General features: G+C 65.2%; 12 protein-coding genes. 2 read left to right on the top strand and 10 right to left on the bottom strand.

Annotated elements, in window-relative coordinates; all coding sequences use genetic code 11:
- Positions 1-4 precede the first annotated feature (4 nt).
- The 6 genes from CLU88_RS12915 to argS form a co-directional block, all read right to left on the bottom strand.
- Positions 5-1633: an RNA polymerase factor sigma-54 gene (locus CLU88_RS12915; RefSeq protein WP_099656943.1), complete on the bottom strand. Its 1629-nt coding sequence runs from the start codon at positions 1631-1633 to the stop codon at positions 5-7.
- A gap of 64 nt (positions 1634-1697) precedes the next feature.
- A complete protein-coding gene (gene lptB / locus CLU88_RS12920; protein WP_099656944.1) occupies positions 1698-2480 on the bottom strand; it encodes an LPS export ABC transporter ATP-binding protein in 783 nt (260 codons plus the stop codon).
- Positions 2477-3151 carry a lipopolysaccharide transport periplasmic protein LptA gene (gene lptA / locus CLU88_RS12925; RefSeq protein WP_099658846.1) on the bottom strand — a complete coding sequence of 225 codons (675 nt, stop codon included), beginning with the start codon at positions 3149-3151 and terminating at the stop codon, positions 2477-2479. Before lptA ends, lptB begins: the two co-directional genes overlap by 4 nt.
- Before the next feature lie 111 nt (positions 3152-3262).
- A complete protein-coding gene (locus CLU88_RS12930; RefSeq protein WP_099656945.1) occupies positions 3263-3919 on the bottom strand; it encodes a thiol:disulfide interchange protein DsbA/DsbL in 657 nt (218 codons plus the stop codon).
- 82 nt (positions 3920-4001) lie between these two features.
- A complete protein-coding gene (locus tag CLU88_RS12935; RefSeq protein ID WP_099656946.1) occupies positions 4002-4685 on the bottom strand; it encodes an SPOR domain-containing protein in 684 nt (227 codons plus the stop codon).
- Positions 4686-4697: 12 nt separating this feature from the next.
- On the bottom strand, positions 4698-6512 hold the full coding sequence (argS, locus tag CLU88_RS12940) for an arginine--tRNA ligase (protein WP_099656947.1): 1815 nt from the start codon (positions 6510-6512) through the stop codon (positions 4698-4700).
- Between the two features lie 284 nt (positions 6513-6796).
- Between argS and CLU88_RS22815 the strand changes: the two genes are divergently transcribed.
- Complete coding sequence (locus tag CLU88_RS22815) at positions 6797-7201, top strand: PsiF family protein (protein WP_143226000.1); 405 nt, start codon at positions 6797-6799, stop codon at positions 7199-7201.
- A gap of 105 nt (positions 7202-7306) precedes the next feature.
- Here the strand turns inward: CLU88_RS22815 and CLU88_RS12955 are convergent, their stop codons facing one another.
- Both CLU88_RS12955 and CLU88_RS12960 read right to left on the bottom strand, forming a co-directional pair.
- Positions 7307-7753 (bottom strand): DUF2214 family protein, encoded by a 447-nt coding sequence (locus CLU88_RS12955; RefSeq protein WP_099656948.1) that lies wholly within the window; start codon positions 7751-7753, stop codon positions 7307-7309.
- A 127-nt stretch (positions 7754-7880) separates the two neighbouring features.
- Positions 7881-9251 (bottom strand): dicarboxylate/amino acid:cation symporter, encoded by a 1371-nt coding sequence (locus CLU88_RS12960; RefSeq protein WP_099656949.1) that lies wholly within the window; start codon positions 9249-9251, stop codon positions 7881-7883.
- A gap of 239 nt (positions 9252-9490) precedes the next feature.
- Here CLU88_RS12960 and CLU88_RS12965 point away from each other — a divergent pair, with 239 nt between their 5' ends.
- Positions 9491-12181, top strand: coding sequence for a PAS-domain containing protein (locus CLU88_RS12965; protein WP_099656950.1), 2691 nt, complete (start codon positions 9491-9493; stop codon positions 12179-12181).
- Positions 12182-12329: 148 nt separating this feature from the next.
- Here CLU88_RS12965 and CLU88_RS12970 read toward each other — a convergent pair whose 3' ends face one another.
- Together CLU88_RS12970 and CLU88_RS12975 are read right to left on the bottom strand one after the other, a co-directional pair.
- Positions 12330-12974 (bottom strand): response regulator transcription factor, encoded by a 645-nt coding sequence (locus CLU88_RS12970; RefSeq protein WP_099656951.1) that lies wholly within the window; start codon positions 12972-12974, stop codon positions 12330-12332.
- Between the two features lie 72 nt (positions 12975-13046).
- Positions 13047-13967, bottom strand: coding sequence for a LysR family transcriptional regulator (locus CLU88_RS12975; RefSeq protein ID WP_099656952.1), 921 nt, complete (start codon positions 13965-13967; stop codon positions 13047-13049).
- Positions 13968-14083 lie beyond the last annotated feature (116 nt).

A 14083-nucleotide genomic window follows, 5' to 3' on the forward strand; every position in this document is an offset into this window, starting at 1 on the left:
GCTCTCAGAGCGACTTGCGCAAATTGGCTGGTGCAATCTTGAGCGATTCGCGGTACTTGGCCACCGTGCGGCGGGCGCATTCAATGCCCTGCTCCTTGAGCATTTCAGCCAGTTGGCTGTCTGACAAGGGCTTGGTGGGGCTTTCAGCGGCCACAAACTGCTTGATGAGGGCGCGCACCGCCGTGCTGGAGGCGTTGCCCCCGGTTTCGGTGCCCAGGCCGGAGCCGAAGAAGTACTTCAGCTCGTAGGTGCCGATGGGCGTGGCCATGTATTTGGCCGTGGTCACGCGGCTGATGGTGGACTCGTGCAGGCCCAGCTCGTCGGCAATGTCGCGCAGCACCAGCGGGCGCATGGCCAGCTCGCCGTGGGTGAAGAAGCTCTTTTGCCGCTCCACGATGGCGCGCGAGACACGCAAGATGGTGTCAAAGCGCTGCTGGATGTTCTTGATGAACCAACGCGCCTCTTGCAGGCGCTGCTGCATGCCCTGGTGGCCCTCGCCGCCCTTGTGGCCGCGCAGGGCACCGGCGTAGATATCGTGCACGCGCAGGCGCGGCATCACGTCGGGGTTCAGCGCCACGATGAAGTTCTGCTGCCCGCTGTTGCCATTGGCGCGCCCGGCTTTGCGCACGATCACATCGGGGATGATGATGTTGCGCTCCACGTCGGCAAAGCGGCGCCCGGGGCGCGGCTCCAGCCGGGCAATCAGGGCCATGGCGGCGCGGGTGCGTTCTTCACCCGCAGCGCCGCCTTCGGTGCAGGCCTGGGTGAGGCGGCGCACGTCGCGGCGGGCCAGCATCTCCAGCGGCTGCTGGCAGATCAGCAAGGCGGTCTGCACCACGGCCGCAGGGGCCTCGCTGTCAGGGTCGGCCGCCAGGGCGCTGAGTTGCAGGGTCAGGCATTCGGCGAGGTTGCGGGCGCCCACGCCCACAGGCTCCAGGGTTTGCAGCAGGCGCTGGGCCACCGTAAAGCGGTGCACCAGCTCGTCAATTTGCTCCAGGTCATCCGGGCCCGCGAGGCTAACGGCCAGCTCTTGCAGCGGCTCTTCCAGGTAGCCATCGTCGTTCAGCGATTCGATGAGGAAGCGCAGGGCAGCGCGGTCCACCTCGGACAAGCGCAGCGCCAGGGCCTGGCGGTGCAAAAAGGCGGTGAGGGACTCTTGCGAGCGTGCCAGCTCCGTGGCGTCGGCCTCGTCGCCCTCCATGTCGTTGCGGGTGCGCGGGGGGGCATCGCCACCCCACTCGCTTTCATTGGGCGCCATCTCCACCGTGCCGTCCCCGCCCCAATCGGGCTCGTCAGAGGCAGTGCTGCTGGTGTAGTCGGCATCGCCCGAGGCGTCACTTTGCGCATCAGAAGTGGCCTCAGCGCTTGTGGATGAAGCGCTGGTAGCTCCTGAATAGATAGCATCGTCTGCGCTGTACTCATCCGCCTGCACGGGGGTGTCGGCGTGCTCCAAGCCAAACTCTTCGCGCACGGCTTCATCGGCGTTGCGCTCCAGGAAGGGGTTTTCATCGAGCATCTGCTCAACCTCTTGCCCCAACTCCAGGGTCGACAACTGCAGCAGCCGGATGGACTGCTGCAACTGCGGCGTGAGGGCCAAGTGCTGCGAGACCCGCAGGGACAGGCCGGGCTTCATGCCTCAGCTCCCCGCAACACCGCACGATCCGTCACACACCGCATAGCCACACCGCGCCAAGCCATCACATGCGGAAGTGTTCGCCCAGGTACACACGGCGCACCTCGGCGTTGTCCACGATCTCAGCCGGCGTGCCCTGCGCCAGCACACGGCCATCGCTGATGATGAAGGCGTGGTCGCAAATGCCGAGCGTTTCGCGCACGTTGTGGTCGGTGATGAGCACACCAATGCCGCGCGCCTTCAGGAAACCGATGATGCGCTGGATCTCGATCACCGCGATGGGGTCAATGCCCGCAAAGGGCTCGTCCAGCAGGATGAAGCGGGGCTGCGTGGCCAGGGCGCGAGCGATTTCGACGCGGCGACGCTCGCCACCCGACAAAGCCAGCGCGGGCGAAGCGCGCAGGTGGTCCACCCGCAGCTCTTGCAGCAGCGAGGTGAGTTGCTCTTCAATCGCCGCCCGCGACAGGGGGGCGTTGTGTTCATCGCGCTGCAATTCCAGCACCGCGCGCACGTTCTCTTCCACCGTCAGCTTGCGGAAGATGGAGGCTTCTTGCGGCAAATACGACAGGCCCAGCCGCGAACGGCTGTGGATGGGCATGTGCGCCACCGATTGGCCGTCGATGCGGATATCCCCCGCATCGCTGCGCACCAGCCCCACGATCATGTAAAACGAGGTGGTCTTGCCCGCCCCATTGGGGCCCAGCAAACCGACGACCTCGCCTTTTTGCACCACCAGGGACACGTCCTTGACCACCTTGCGGCTGCCGTATGACTTGGCCAGGTGGGCGACCTCAAGGCGACTGGAAGACGGCCCCGCTGCCGAGGCTTGCACGGAACGATCGCTCACTGGGTGGCACCGCCCAAAGAGGTGCTGGGCCGCAGCACGGGCGCCGAGGCCGCAGGGGCCGGGCTGGTCGCGCTGGAGCCCGGTGCCGAAGCAGGCGTCTTGGGGTCTTTGGGGGCCAGCACGGCCCGCACGCGACCACCGCTGCTGGCCTGGCCTTCAGAGCCACTGGCGGGCAGGGCCTTCTTTTGGCCATCGACCGTGAAGACATCGGTCAGGTTGTTGTAGACGACAACCGCGCCGGTGATCTCGTCACTCAAGGCCCCGCCACGGTAGCGCCGCAGCTCGGCACGGGTGATGAAGCGCACGTTGTCGGTACGGCCGTCGTACTCGATGACTTCGCCTTCGCCTTCGATGAACTCTTCGGGCGCGCCCGGCAGAGTGTCACGCTTTTGGCGGAAGAACGCGCGTTTGCCCGCTTCGGCCGTGACGATGCCGGACTGGTAGCCCTCGGCATCCTGACGCACATCCAGCCGCGCACCGCGCAGCACGATGGAGCCTTTGGTCATGACCACGCGGCCAGAGAACACGCTGGTTTGCTTGACTTCATCGTGGCGCAGCGCATCGGCCTCGATGTTCATGGGCTTGCTGCGGTCGGCCTTTTCAGCTTGCGCCACGCCAAAGGCGCAGGTCAAGGCTGCAAGCACAAGGAGGGGGGTAATGCGATGTTTCATGAGGGCACGAATCTTGCAATCATTGTAGCCATGCATTGCACCCCAGAACAAAAAAAGCCCGCTTGCGCGGGCTTTTGGTAGCGAGGTGGCACGGCGTATGCCGCAGGCGCATCAGCCCTTGCGGACCGAGCTCACCAGATAGTCCACCACTTGCAGCACGGTTTGCATGCTGCCAGCCATGGTGCCATCGGTGTAATAACGACCTGCCACGCCCATGGAGGGCACGCCTTCGACGCCATAGTCGGCTTGCAACTGGGCCGCACGGCGGGCCTGGTTGGCCACGTTGAAGGAGTTGTAGATTTCCTTGAACTTGGCGACGTCCACCCCCTGGTTGCCCACCCAGGCAAAAATATCTTCGTCCTTGGTCAGCTTGAGCTTTTCCACGTGGATGGCGCGGAACACCTTGGCGTGCACAGCGTCGAGCTTGCCCATGCCTTCCAGGGCGTAGTACAGCTTTTGCTGCGACAAAAAGCTGGCGTTGAACGCCACGGGCACGCGGCGAATGACCAGGTCTTTGGATGCCGCCTTGATCCAGGCATCCAGCACGGGCTCAAAGGCGTTGCAGTGGGGGCAGCTGTACCAGAAGAACTCGATGACTTCGATCTTGCCGGCAGCCGCTTCGGTCGCGACGGGCTTGGAGAGCTTTTGGAAGTCCTTGCCCTCCTTGAACTGGCGCACTTGCGCCACAGCGGGGGTGGCCATGGGCAGCGTGACGGCAGAGGCAGCAACCGCTGTAGCGGCGGACAGGGAAAACTCGCGACGTTTCATGAAAAGAACACTCCTTGATCTGGTCTTGGGGATGTGAGCTGCGTACCTGGAAAAAGTTCAGCAACGGCCGGGCGCAAAAACGTCAGCGCTGCACGCGCACCAGCGCGGACTCCACGCCGGTGTCGTCCAGTTTGTCCTTCAGGGCGGCAGCGTCATCCCGTTTGGCGAACGGGCCCACCCGCACGCGGAAGACCGGGCGGCCATTTTGCTCGCGCTCGCTCACCCGGGCTTCCCAGCCCATCATGGCCAGTTTGGCGCGCTGGGCGTCGGCATCGGCCTGGGTGCGGAAGGCCCCGGCCTGCACAAAATAATCGTAGGGGTCGGCCCCACCGGATTCTGCGGCCTTGGCTTTGGCCAGGTCGCCCAGCGGGTCGGCACTGGTGGCGGCGGGTTTGGCAGTGTCGGTTTTTTCCGGCTTGCTGGCAGCCGCTTTAGGGGCCGATGCGGCCGTCGCCTTGGGGTCTGGCGTGGCGGCAGCAGTCTGGGCTGGCGTCACCGGGCCACTGGCGGCGGGGGCCGATGCGGCAGCCGCCGCCTGCGCAGCGGCCTTGGCCGCAGACTTGCTGCGCAACGGCGAGTTGGGGTCCCAGTCCTTGTTCTTTTGGGCCTCGGCGGCGTCTTGGTCCACCCCGCGTGCACTGCCTTTGTTCAAGAACGGCACGGGCACCTTGGTCACATACACAGCCACGGCCAGGGCAGAACCCAGCCCCACGATAACGCCCAGAATGAAACCCAGGATGGTTCCGCCCAACTGCTTTTTCTTCATGGTAGTTCCTGCTTACATTCTGGCCGGAGCCGACACACCCAGCACGGCCAGGCCGTTGTGCAACACCTGCGCCGTCGCGGCAACCAGCGCCAGGCGGGCTTTCTTGATCGCTTCGTCGTCCACCAAAATGCGCTCGGCATCGTAGTAGCTGTGGTAGGCCGATGCCAAGTCGCGCAGATAGAAAGTGACGTCGTGCGGGGCCTCGCCGTCGGCTGCGGCCGTGAGCATCTCGGGGTACTTGGCCAGCTGCAGCATCAGGGCCTGGGCCTGCGGGCCTTCGAGTGGAGAAAGATCGGCAACGCCGATATCCAGCAAATCGCACACATTGGATAGTGACGCTTCGCTGACCTGCCCACCAACGTCATTCAGAGCATCTGCCGTAGATAACTTTTCAAGCTGTCCACCCGACACATCCGGACGGTCACCACGCGCATGTGCCAAGGCAGCCCGCAGCACCGATTGGATACGGGCATGCGCGTACTGCACGTAGTACACGGGGTTGTCGTTGTTCTGGGCCACAGCCAGGTCCACATCAAAGGTGTACTCGGTATCGGGCTTGCGGCTCAAAAGGAAGAAGCGCACGGCGTCCTTGCTCGTCCACTCGATCAAATCGCGCAGTGTGACGTAGCTGCCCGCGCGCTTGCTGATCTTGACCTCTTCGCCACCGCGCACCACGCGCACCATGGTGTGCAGCACGTAGTCTGGGTAGCCTTGTGGAATGCCCACATCGGCCGCCTGCAGGCCAGCGCGCACCCGCGCGATGGTGCCGTGGTGGTCAGTGCCCTGGATATTGACGACCTTGGTGAAGCCGCGCTCCCATTTGGCGATGTGGTACGCCACATCAGGCACGAAGTAGGTGAAGGTGCCGTCCTGCTTGCGCATGACGCGGTCTTTGTCGTCGCCATAGTCGGTGCTCTTGAGCCACAACGCGCCGTCTTGCTCGTAGGTCTTGCCGTTGGCCACGAGCTTGTTCACCGTGGCCTCGACGCGGCCGCTGGTGTACAGGCTGGATTCAAGGTAGTACTCATCAAAGTGCAGATTGAACGCCTGCAAATCCTTGTCCTGCTCATTGCGCAGGTAGGCCACTGCAAACTGGCGGATGTTGTCGTAGTCCTCGACATCGCCATTGGCGGTGAATTCGCGGTCATCGGCCTTGACGGTGGCTTTGGCCTTGAAGGCCTCTGCAATGTCGGCGATGTAGTCACCGTTGTAGAAGTTCTTGGCCAGCGGGTTTTCGCTGTCGGTGGGCCAGCAGTCGTCGCCGGGCTTGAAGCCCTTGGCGCGCAGTTGCGTGCTCTTGGTCAGGGTGTCGATCTGCACGCCCGCGTCGTTGTAATAGAACTCGCGGTGCACGTTCCAGCCCTGGGTGCTGAACAGGTTGCAGATGGCATCGCCCAGCGCAGCTTGGCGGCCATGGCCCACGTGCAGCGGGCCCGTGGGGTTGGCCGACACAAACTCAACCAGCACACGCTGACCGTTGTCAGGCTGATAACCAAAACGCTCGCCAGCGGCCAACACCTCGCGCACGATTTCTTGCTTGGCGGCAGGCTGCAGGCGGATGTTCAGAAAGCCTGGCCCGGCGATTTCAATGCCCGCCACCCAGCGGGCAAAAGCGGGCGTAGCCTCCAGCGCGGCCTTGAGTTGCTCGCCCAGCGCACGGGGGTTGAGCTTCAGGGGCTTGGCCAATTGCATGGCTGCAGTGCAGGCAAAGTCGCCATGGGCAGCAACCTTAGGGGATTCAAAGGCCGCCTTGGCGCCTGCGCCGGGCGAAATGGCGTCCAGCGCGGTAGCCAATGTGGCCAGAAGTTCGTTTTTGACAGAGAGCATCGGAGGATTTTACGGGGCGCCACCTGTGGCGCTGTAAACGCAGTGACCAAGCACGCCACAGACCAGGGGCCACAGCGGCCCGAAAGCACCGATCAACACCCGCCACTGCCTCAAAGTGAGCCGGGCCATGATCGATAAGTCACCGATTGGCGTGAAGCGCAACAGATCGTAAGAAACAGGCCCCATGATGCGGAACTGTCAGCGCCGCCAGAATCTGGCGCGTTGAAACCCTACCATCCATACCGGATTGGTTATCGATGTTCCTAAAACATTCTGGAGCCCCTATGAAAAAGCTTCTCTCTCTGACCGCCCTGAGCCTGGCCCTTTCGATCAGCGCAGCCCATGCTGCCGATGCACCCGCCGCCGCTGGGGCCGCAGCACCTGCAGCCAAGACCGCTCCAGCCCCCGCCGCCGCACCGGCAGCAGCAGCGCCCGTGGCAGCCGCCCCTGCGGCGCCTGCCTCTGCACCAGCGGCAGCGCACACCAAGCAACAATCCAAAATGGCCACCTGCAACACAGAAGCGGCGGACAAGAAGGGCGATGAACGCAAGGCGTTCATGAAGACTTGCCTGAGCAACAAGCCTGCGACGCAGCAAGACAAGATGAAGACCTGCAATGCAGACGCCAAGGCCAAGACACTCAAGGGCGACGAACGCAAGGCATTCATGAGCGAGTGCCTCAAGAAGTGAGGGACTGGGCGGTTCCCACTATCCGCCCACCCCAAACGGAAAAGCCCGCCAGACTCACGTCTGGCGGGCTTTTTCATTGGGGCTATGTACCGCGCTCAGTGCCCGTTACCACCCACGCGCCCAGAACACGGCAATCACCGCAACCACGGGCAGGATGTGGGACTGCACCATGACCCAGCGGCGGGTGCTGCGCACTTCGGCCTCGCCGGGCAATGCACCCGTGCTGTTCAGCACTTTGAGCCAGCGGCGAAAGGTCAGCGTGGGCTTGATGGAGATCAATCCCATCAGCACGAACAAGGTGATCTTGATGTGGAACAGCGGCTGTGACACATACCAGGACAGCCCTTTCACCCCCAGATACAGGCGCGCCAGACCCGTTGCCAAAAGCACCACGGCCGTGATGCCGTAGATCAGGTCCAGCCGCGCCAGGCGCTTGACCACGGCGGGGCTCATCCATTCCGAGCGGCAAAGTGCGGCTTCGCTGGTCAAAAAAACCACCAGCGTGAGGATGGCCAGCAAGTGCAATGCGGCCAAAACGGCTTCGAGAGTCATGGAGTTTCCTTGGTATGCCCCGGTGAGAACGCCATTGTGCTTGAGGCAAATCCCACACGGCCCCAGAAAAAACGCGGCGCAGGCCCTGAAGCCTGCGCCGCGTTGGTCGAACCCCAGGGGAGGCGGATCAAGCCACCGTGCGTGCCACAGCCCCCACAGGCACGTCGGCAGTCACCACCGGTGCGGCGGCCGCTACGACGGGGGCAGGCAGTGCGTGGCCGTTGAGTGCGGCGTCCAGGCGTTCGTGGTCCAGCGCGTTTTCCCAGCGCGAGACAACCACGGTGGCCACGGCGTTGCCGATGAAGTTGGTCAGCGAGCGGCATTCGCTCATGAAGCGGTCCACGCCCAGGATCAGCGCCATGCCGGCCACAGGCACTTCGGGCACCACGGCCAAGGTGGCGGCCAGGGTGATGAAGCCCGCGCCGGTCACGCCGGCCGCGCCCTTGGAGCTGAGCATCGCCACCAGCAGCAGCGCCACCTGGTGGCCCAGCGTCAGTTCGGTGTTGGTGGCCTGGGCGATGAACAGCGCAGCCAGCGTCATGTAGATGTTGGTGCCGTCCAGGTTGAAGGAGTAACCCGTGGGCACCACAAGGCCCACCACCGACTTGCTGCAGCCGGCCTTTTCCATCTTTTCCATCAGTGATGGCAGGGCGGATTCGGACGACGAGGTGCCCAGCACCAGCATCAGCTCGGCCTTGAGGTAGCGGCACAGCTTGAGCACCGAGAAGCCACACAGGCGGCAGACAAAGCCCAGGATCACCAGCACGAACAGCAGCGAGGTGATGTAGAACGAGCCCACCAGCCACGCCAGGTTGACCAGCGAGCCCAGGCCAAACTTGCCAATGGTGAACGCCATGGCCCCGAAGGCGCCCAGAGGTGCTGCCTTCATGACAATGCCCACCACCTTGAACACGGGGGTCGTGAGGGCTTCCAGGAAGTTCAACACCGGGCGGCCAGGCTCACCCACCATGGCCAGGCCAACGCCGAACAGCACGGCCACCAACAACACCTGCAGGATGTTGTCGCCCACGAAGGGGCTGACCAGGGTCTTGGGGATGATGTCCAGCGCAAAGCCGGTGAGCGTCATCTCGTGCGACTTGGCCACATAGCCCTTGACGGCCGTCTGGTCCAGGTCAGCGGGGTTGATGTTCATGCCCGCGCCAGGCTGCACCACATTGGCCACCACCAGGCCCACCACCAGGGCCAGCGTGGAGAAGAACAGGAAGTACGCCATGGCCTTGCCGAAGACGCGCCCCACGGTGGAGAGCTGGGACATGCCTGCGATGCCGGTCACAATGGTCAGGAAGATCACCGGGGCGATGATCATCTTCACCAGCTTGATGAAGGCATCACCCAGCGGCTTGAGCGCCTCGCCATAAGAGGGCTCGAAGTGGCCCAACAGCACGCCCAGGACGATGGCCAACACCACCTGGAAGTACAGTTGCCGATAGAAGGGCAGCTTCAAGGTCGAAGCGGCTGGAGCGGAATGGTTGTGCATGGGGCGGGTCTCCAAAAATCGCGGGGCGCACCACCGGGGTGCGACAGGTGCGCGTTAAGGGTGCCGTTTGTACCGCTGCAATTTGTTTCAGCCGATAACCTATTGGTATTAGTCCCAAGCTGCCCCATAGGAGAGCATGCGTGCTCATATAGGGTAATTACCTAGTCCCCAAGAGGGTGCGGCACACTCTCACCCGCCCCAGACTGCACAGCCCCCTCTCCACCACGCCCCCCTCAGACATGTCTACGCCCCGCCTTCGCCAACTCTGGACGCTGCTGATCCTGCTCGCCGGCACGGTGGGCAGCATGTTGATGGCCGGGCAATGGGCGTGGCACCGGTCGCTGCACGACGAAAGCGACAGCGTGCAGCGCCAGCTGGGCCTGTATGGCCAGACATTGGCCCAGCGCATCGACCGCTACCGCACCCTGCCGGAGGTGCTGGCGCTGGACGCGCAGTTGCAAAACGCCCTGCAACGCCCCCTGCGCCCGGCCGAGGTCGAGCAGCTCAACCTCAAGCTGGAGCAGGCCAACGGCGCCAGCCAGTCGTCCACCCTGACCCTGCTCAACCGCGAGGGCCTGGCCGTGGCCGCCAGCAACTGGCGCACCGCCACCAGCAACGTGGGCGTGGACTACAGCTTTCGCCCCTACGTGCAGCAGGCGCTGGCCCAGGGGCGCGGCAGCTTCTACGGCATTGGCGTGACCACCGGCGAGGCGGGCTACTTCCTGTCGCAGGCCATCCGCGACAAAACCGGCCACATCCTGGGGCTGGTGGCCATCAAGATTGCCCTGCAGGAGCTGGAGCGCGAGTGGCTGCAAACGCCCGACATCGTGCTCGCGTCGGACGCGCACGGGGTCGTCTTTCTGGCCAGCCAGGACGCCTGGCGCTACCGCCTGCTGGAGCCCCTGGACGACGAAGAGCGCCGCGAGCTGACGGCCACGCGGCAGTACTCCGACCAACCCCTGCGGCCGCTGGAGTTGCGGGTGGACGACCGTCTGGACAACGGCGGCCGGCTGGTGCGCCTGCTCTCTGCCGATCTGCCCCCCCTGCCCGGCCGCGCGCTGTGGCAAACCCAGCCGCTGCCCGGCACCCCCTGGCAATTGCACCTGGTGCATGAAACCCACAGCAGCCTGGTCGACAGCCGCTGGGCCGCTGCGGCTGGCGGGGGCGGCTGGCTGGCCTTGTCGCTGCTGGTGCTGTTTGTGCGCCAGCGCCAACGCCTGGCCCGCCTGCGCCAGCGCAGCCGCCAAGAGCTGGAAACTGTGCTGCAACAGCATGCGCAAGAGCTGCGCACCGCGCAGGACGGCATCGTGCAGGCCGCGCAGCAGGCCGCCCAGCAGACGGACACGGGCTTGAGCCGCAGCCTGGAGCACCTGCCGCAAGGCGTGGTCATCATCGATGCCGAACTGAACCTGGTCGCCTGGAACTCGCGCTACGTGCAGCTGTTTCGCTACCCGGCCGACCTGATGCAGGTGGGCCGCCCCATTGCCGACCTGCTGCGCCACAACGCCCGCCGTGGGCTGCTGGGGCCCGGCCGGGTGGAGGAATCCATCGAGCGGCGGCTGGAACACCTGCGCAGTGGCACGCCCCACCTGCACGAAAGCGCCAAGGACGACGGCACCGTGCTGGAGATCCGGGGCAACCCACTGCCCGAGGGCGGGTTTGTGACGAGCTACGCCGACATCACCAGCTACAAGAACGCTGCGCGCGAACTGCGATCGCTGGCCGATGCGCTGGAGCAGCGCGTGGCCGACCGCACCCGCGACCTGGACGCCGCGCGGCGCGAGGCCGAGCAGGCCAACCGCTCTAAAACCCGCTTTGTGGCCGCCGCCGTGCACGACCTGCTGCAACCACTGAACGCCGCACGCATGTTCACCTCGCTGCTGCGCAGCCATCTGCAGGGGGATGCAGCGCAGCATGCCGCCGACAGCATCGAAGGCGCGTTGGCCGCGCAAGACGCCATCCTGGGCAGCCTGCTCGACATTTCGCGCATGGAATCGGGCCAGCTCGACGTGCACATCCACGACGTAGCCCTGGGCCCACTGCTGCAGGTGCTGGCCCACAACTTTGGCGTGCTGGCCGAGAGCCAGGGGCTAAAGCTCAGCTGCGTGCCCACGCGCGCCGTAGTGCGCACCGACGAGAACCTGCTGCGGCGCATCGTGCAAAACTTTGTCTCCAACGCCATCCGCTACAGTCGGCGCGGGCGCATCGTGGTGGGCTGCCGGCGGGTGAAGCGGGCGGACGGCGAACACCTGCGCATTGAGGTGCATGACCAAGGCCCCGGCATCCCCGAGGCACTGCAGCGCGAGATTTTTGAGGAATTCCGCCGTCTGGACGAGGGCCGCGCCGACGACCGGGGCACAGGCCTGGGCCTGGCCATCGTCGAGCGCCTGGGCCGCCTGCTCGGGCACGAGATTGGCCTGCGATCGCAGCTAGGGCGTGGCAGCGTGTTCTGGGTGTGCGTGCCGCTGGGCGACCCGGCTGCGGCACAGCAGGCCGCCGCCCCCGCAACCACACAACAGCCCGGCGACGATGCGCCCCTGCAAGGCAGCAGCGCCTGGGTGATTGAGGACGACGGCCCGACCTGCGCCGCCACGAAGGCCCTGCTGGAACGCTGGGGCTGCGCGGTGCCACTGGCGGGGGGCGCGCTGCAAGCGCTGGAGCAAGCCCAGCCCGGCCTGGCGCCTCAGTTGGTGCTGCTGGACGTGCACCTGGGCGCGAGCCACCTCGGCCCCGAGGTCTATACCGAGCTGTGCCAACGCTGGGGCCAGGCGCCCGCCGTGATCCTGGTCACCGCCGAGCGCGATGCCACCTTGCGCCGCCAAGCCGCCGAGCGCGGCTGGGGCTTTCTGGCCAAACCGGTGCGTGCGCCCGCACTGCGGGCGCTGGTGAGCCAGACCTTGCTCAGGTTGAAGCCAGGCTCACCCCCCTGAGCCGCTGGCGCGGCGCCCCGTGCTGCGCCTGATTCACTGCCTTGGCAATTCGCTTCGCTTTTGATAGCTGCCAGCGCTTTATTGATAAGCGCTAGCGGCCTATTTCATTCAAACATCGGCAATCCGGCACCGCATCCAATGCGTGGCATCAGCCTGCAGAGCCGTCCTCTGCCTCCAGGCTCTTGACCAGCACCGCCGCCTGCGTGCGGCTGTAGCAAGCCAGCTTCTTCAGGATGGCGGTGACATGCACCTTCACGGTGTTCTCGGCCAGGCCCAGCTCGGCGGCGATCTGCTTGTTGAGCAAACCATCCGCCAAACACAGCAGCACGCGGAACTGCTGCGGAGTGAGCTGCGCCAGGCGCGCGGCCAGCTCGGCGTCGGCTTCGGAGCGCTCGGCCGCCATGGGCGGGAACCAGCTGCCGCCGTCGAGCACGGCGGCAATCGCTTCGCCCATGGCCTCGGCGGGGGCCGACTTGGGGATGAAGCCCGCCGCACCGAACTGCTGCGCGCGGCGGATGACGCGCGGGTGGTCGTTGGACGAGATGATCACCACCGGCAACTCGGGATATTCGCCGCGCACATGCAGCAGTGCCGAGAAGCCGCGCGTGCCGGGCATGCTCAGGTCCAGCAGCACCAACTCCACCTCGGGGTGCTCTTGCAGCGCCTGGCCCAGGGTGGCGGCGCTGGCCGCCTCCAATGTGCGGAACTGCGGCAGGCGCTCGCGCAGCACATGCAGCACGGCAGCGCGGAACAGGGGGTGGTCGTCAGCGACGAGGAGCGTGGGCTCGGACATGGGCTCAGTCTGCCACGGCGCGGGCGGCCTGGGTGGGAAAATGGGACGCGTGGAGGGGAACGCGAAGGGGCATCACCGCCCCTCCCAGAACGCGGGCCGTGCGTATTGCTGCTTGAGGTAGTCGATCCACAGCCGCACCCTCAAGGGCAAGTGCTTGCGCTGCGGGAACACCACGTAAATGCCGTTGGGCGGCGCAGCAAACTCGCCCAGCACCTCCACCAGACGCCCGGCTGCGATCTCGGACTCCACCTCCCAGGTGCTGCGCCAGGCAATGCCGTAGCCCGACAGGCACCAGTCGTGCAGCACCTGGCCGTCGGAGCAATCCAGCGGGCCGCCGGGCTTGAGGTGCAGCACCTCATGGCCGCCCTCCGCTGGGATGCGGAACGCCCAGCCACGCACTTGCGAAGCTTCGCTGGAGAGCGTGAGGCAGTCAAACTGCACCAGCTCGCTCGGGTGGCGGGGCGTGCCGTGGCGCTGCAAATAGGCGGGCGTGGCCACGCACAGGCGGCGGTTGTCGGCAATGCGCACGCTCACCAAGGACGAATCGGGCAGGTCCCCCACGCGCACGGCGCAGTCGTAGCCCTCGCCCGCCATGTCCACCACGCGGTCGCTGAGGTTCAGGGAGATGGTCACATCCGGGTGAAACTCACGAAAGCGCGGCACCAGCGGGGCTACATGGCGGCGGCCAAAACCCGCCGGGGCGGTGATGCGCAGTTGCCCCGTGGCTTTCACCCCGCCCGCAGAGACGCTGGCCTCGGCATTCGCCACGTCCGACAGCATGCGCTGGCAGTCCTCCAGGAAGGCACTGCCCTCGTGCGTGAGGCTGATGCGCCGCGTGGTGCGCACCAGCAGCTTCACGCCCAAGTGGGCCTCCAGCGCATCCAGGCGGCGGCCCATGATGGCCGGGGCCACGCCCTCGGCCTTGGCCGCTGCGGTGAGGCTGCCGCGTGTGGCCACCGACACGAACGATTCAAACGCTTTGAGTTTGTCCATGGCCTCACTTTTGCATAAAAGTCATTGGTTTTGAGATTTTGATGATCTTTATATCGTCAAACATTTGCAATACATTGGCCCACAAGCTGTTCCCCATGCCCCCTGGCAACTGGGAA

This window comes from Acidovorax sp. 56 (assembly GCF_002749705.1).
Taxonomy (GTDB): Bacteria; Pseudomonadota; Gammaproteobacteria; order Burkholderiales; family Burkholderiaceae_C; genus Acidovorax.

Coding starts and splice junctions, on each gene's coding strand:
- CLU88_RS12955 (WP_099656948.1), bottom strand. CDS start 7,753: ATGACTCTCGAAGCCGTTTTGGCCGCATTGCACTTGCTGGCCATCCTC.
- lptA (WP_099658846.1), bottom strand. CDS start 3,151: ATGAAACATCGCATTACCCCCCTCCTTGTGCTTGCAGCCTTGACCTGC.
- CLU88_RS12930 (WP_099656945.1), bottom strand. CDS start 3,919: ATGAAACGTCGCGAGTTTTCCCTGTCCGCCGCTACAGCGGTTGCTGCC.
- CLU88_RS22815 (WP_143226000.1), top strand. CDS start 6,797: ATGAAAAAGCTTCTCTCTCTGACCGCCCTGAGCCTGGCCCTTTCGATC.
- CLU88_RS12975 (WP_099656952.1), bottom strand. CDS start 13,967: ATGGACAAACTCAAAGCGTTTGAATCGTTCGTGTCGGTGGCCACACGC.
- argS (WP_099656947.1), bottom strand. CDS start 6,512: ATGCTCTCTGTCAAAAACGAACTTCTGGCCACATTGGCTACCGCGCTG.
- CLU88_RS12935 (WP_099656946.1), bottom strand. CDS start 4,685: ATGAAGAAAAAGCAGTTGGGCGGAACCATCCTGGGTTTCATTCTGGGC.
- CLU88_RS12965 (WP_099656950.1), top strand. CDS start 9,491: ATGTCTACGCCCCGCCTTCGCCAACTCTGGACGCTGCTGATCCTGCTC.
- CLU88_RS12915 (WP_099656943.1), bottom strand. CDS start 1,633: ATGAAGCCCGGCCTGTCCCTGCGGGTCTCGCAGCACTTGGCCCTCACG.
- CLU88_RS12960 (WP_099656949.1), bottom strand. CDS start 9,251: ATGCACAACCATTCCGCTCCAGCCGCTTCGACCTTGAAGCTGCCCTTC.
- CLU88_RS12970 (WP_099656951.1), bottom strand. CDS start 12,974: ATGTCCGAGCCCACGCTCCTCGTCGCTGACGACCACCCCCTGTTCCGC.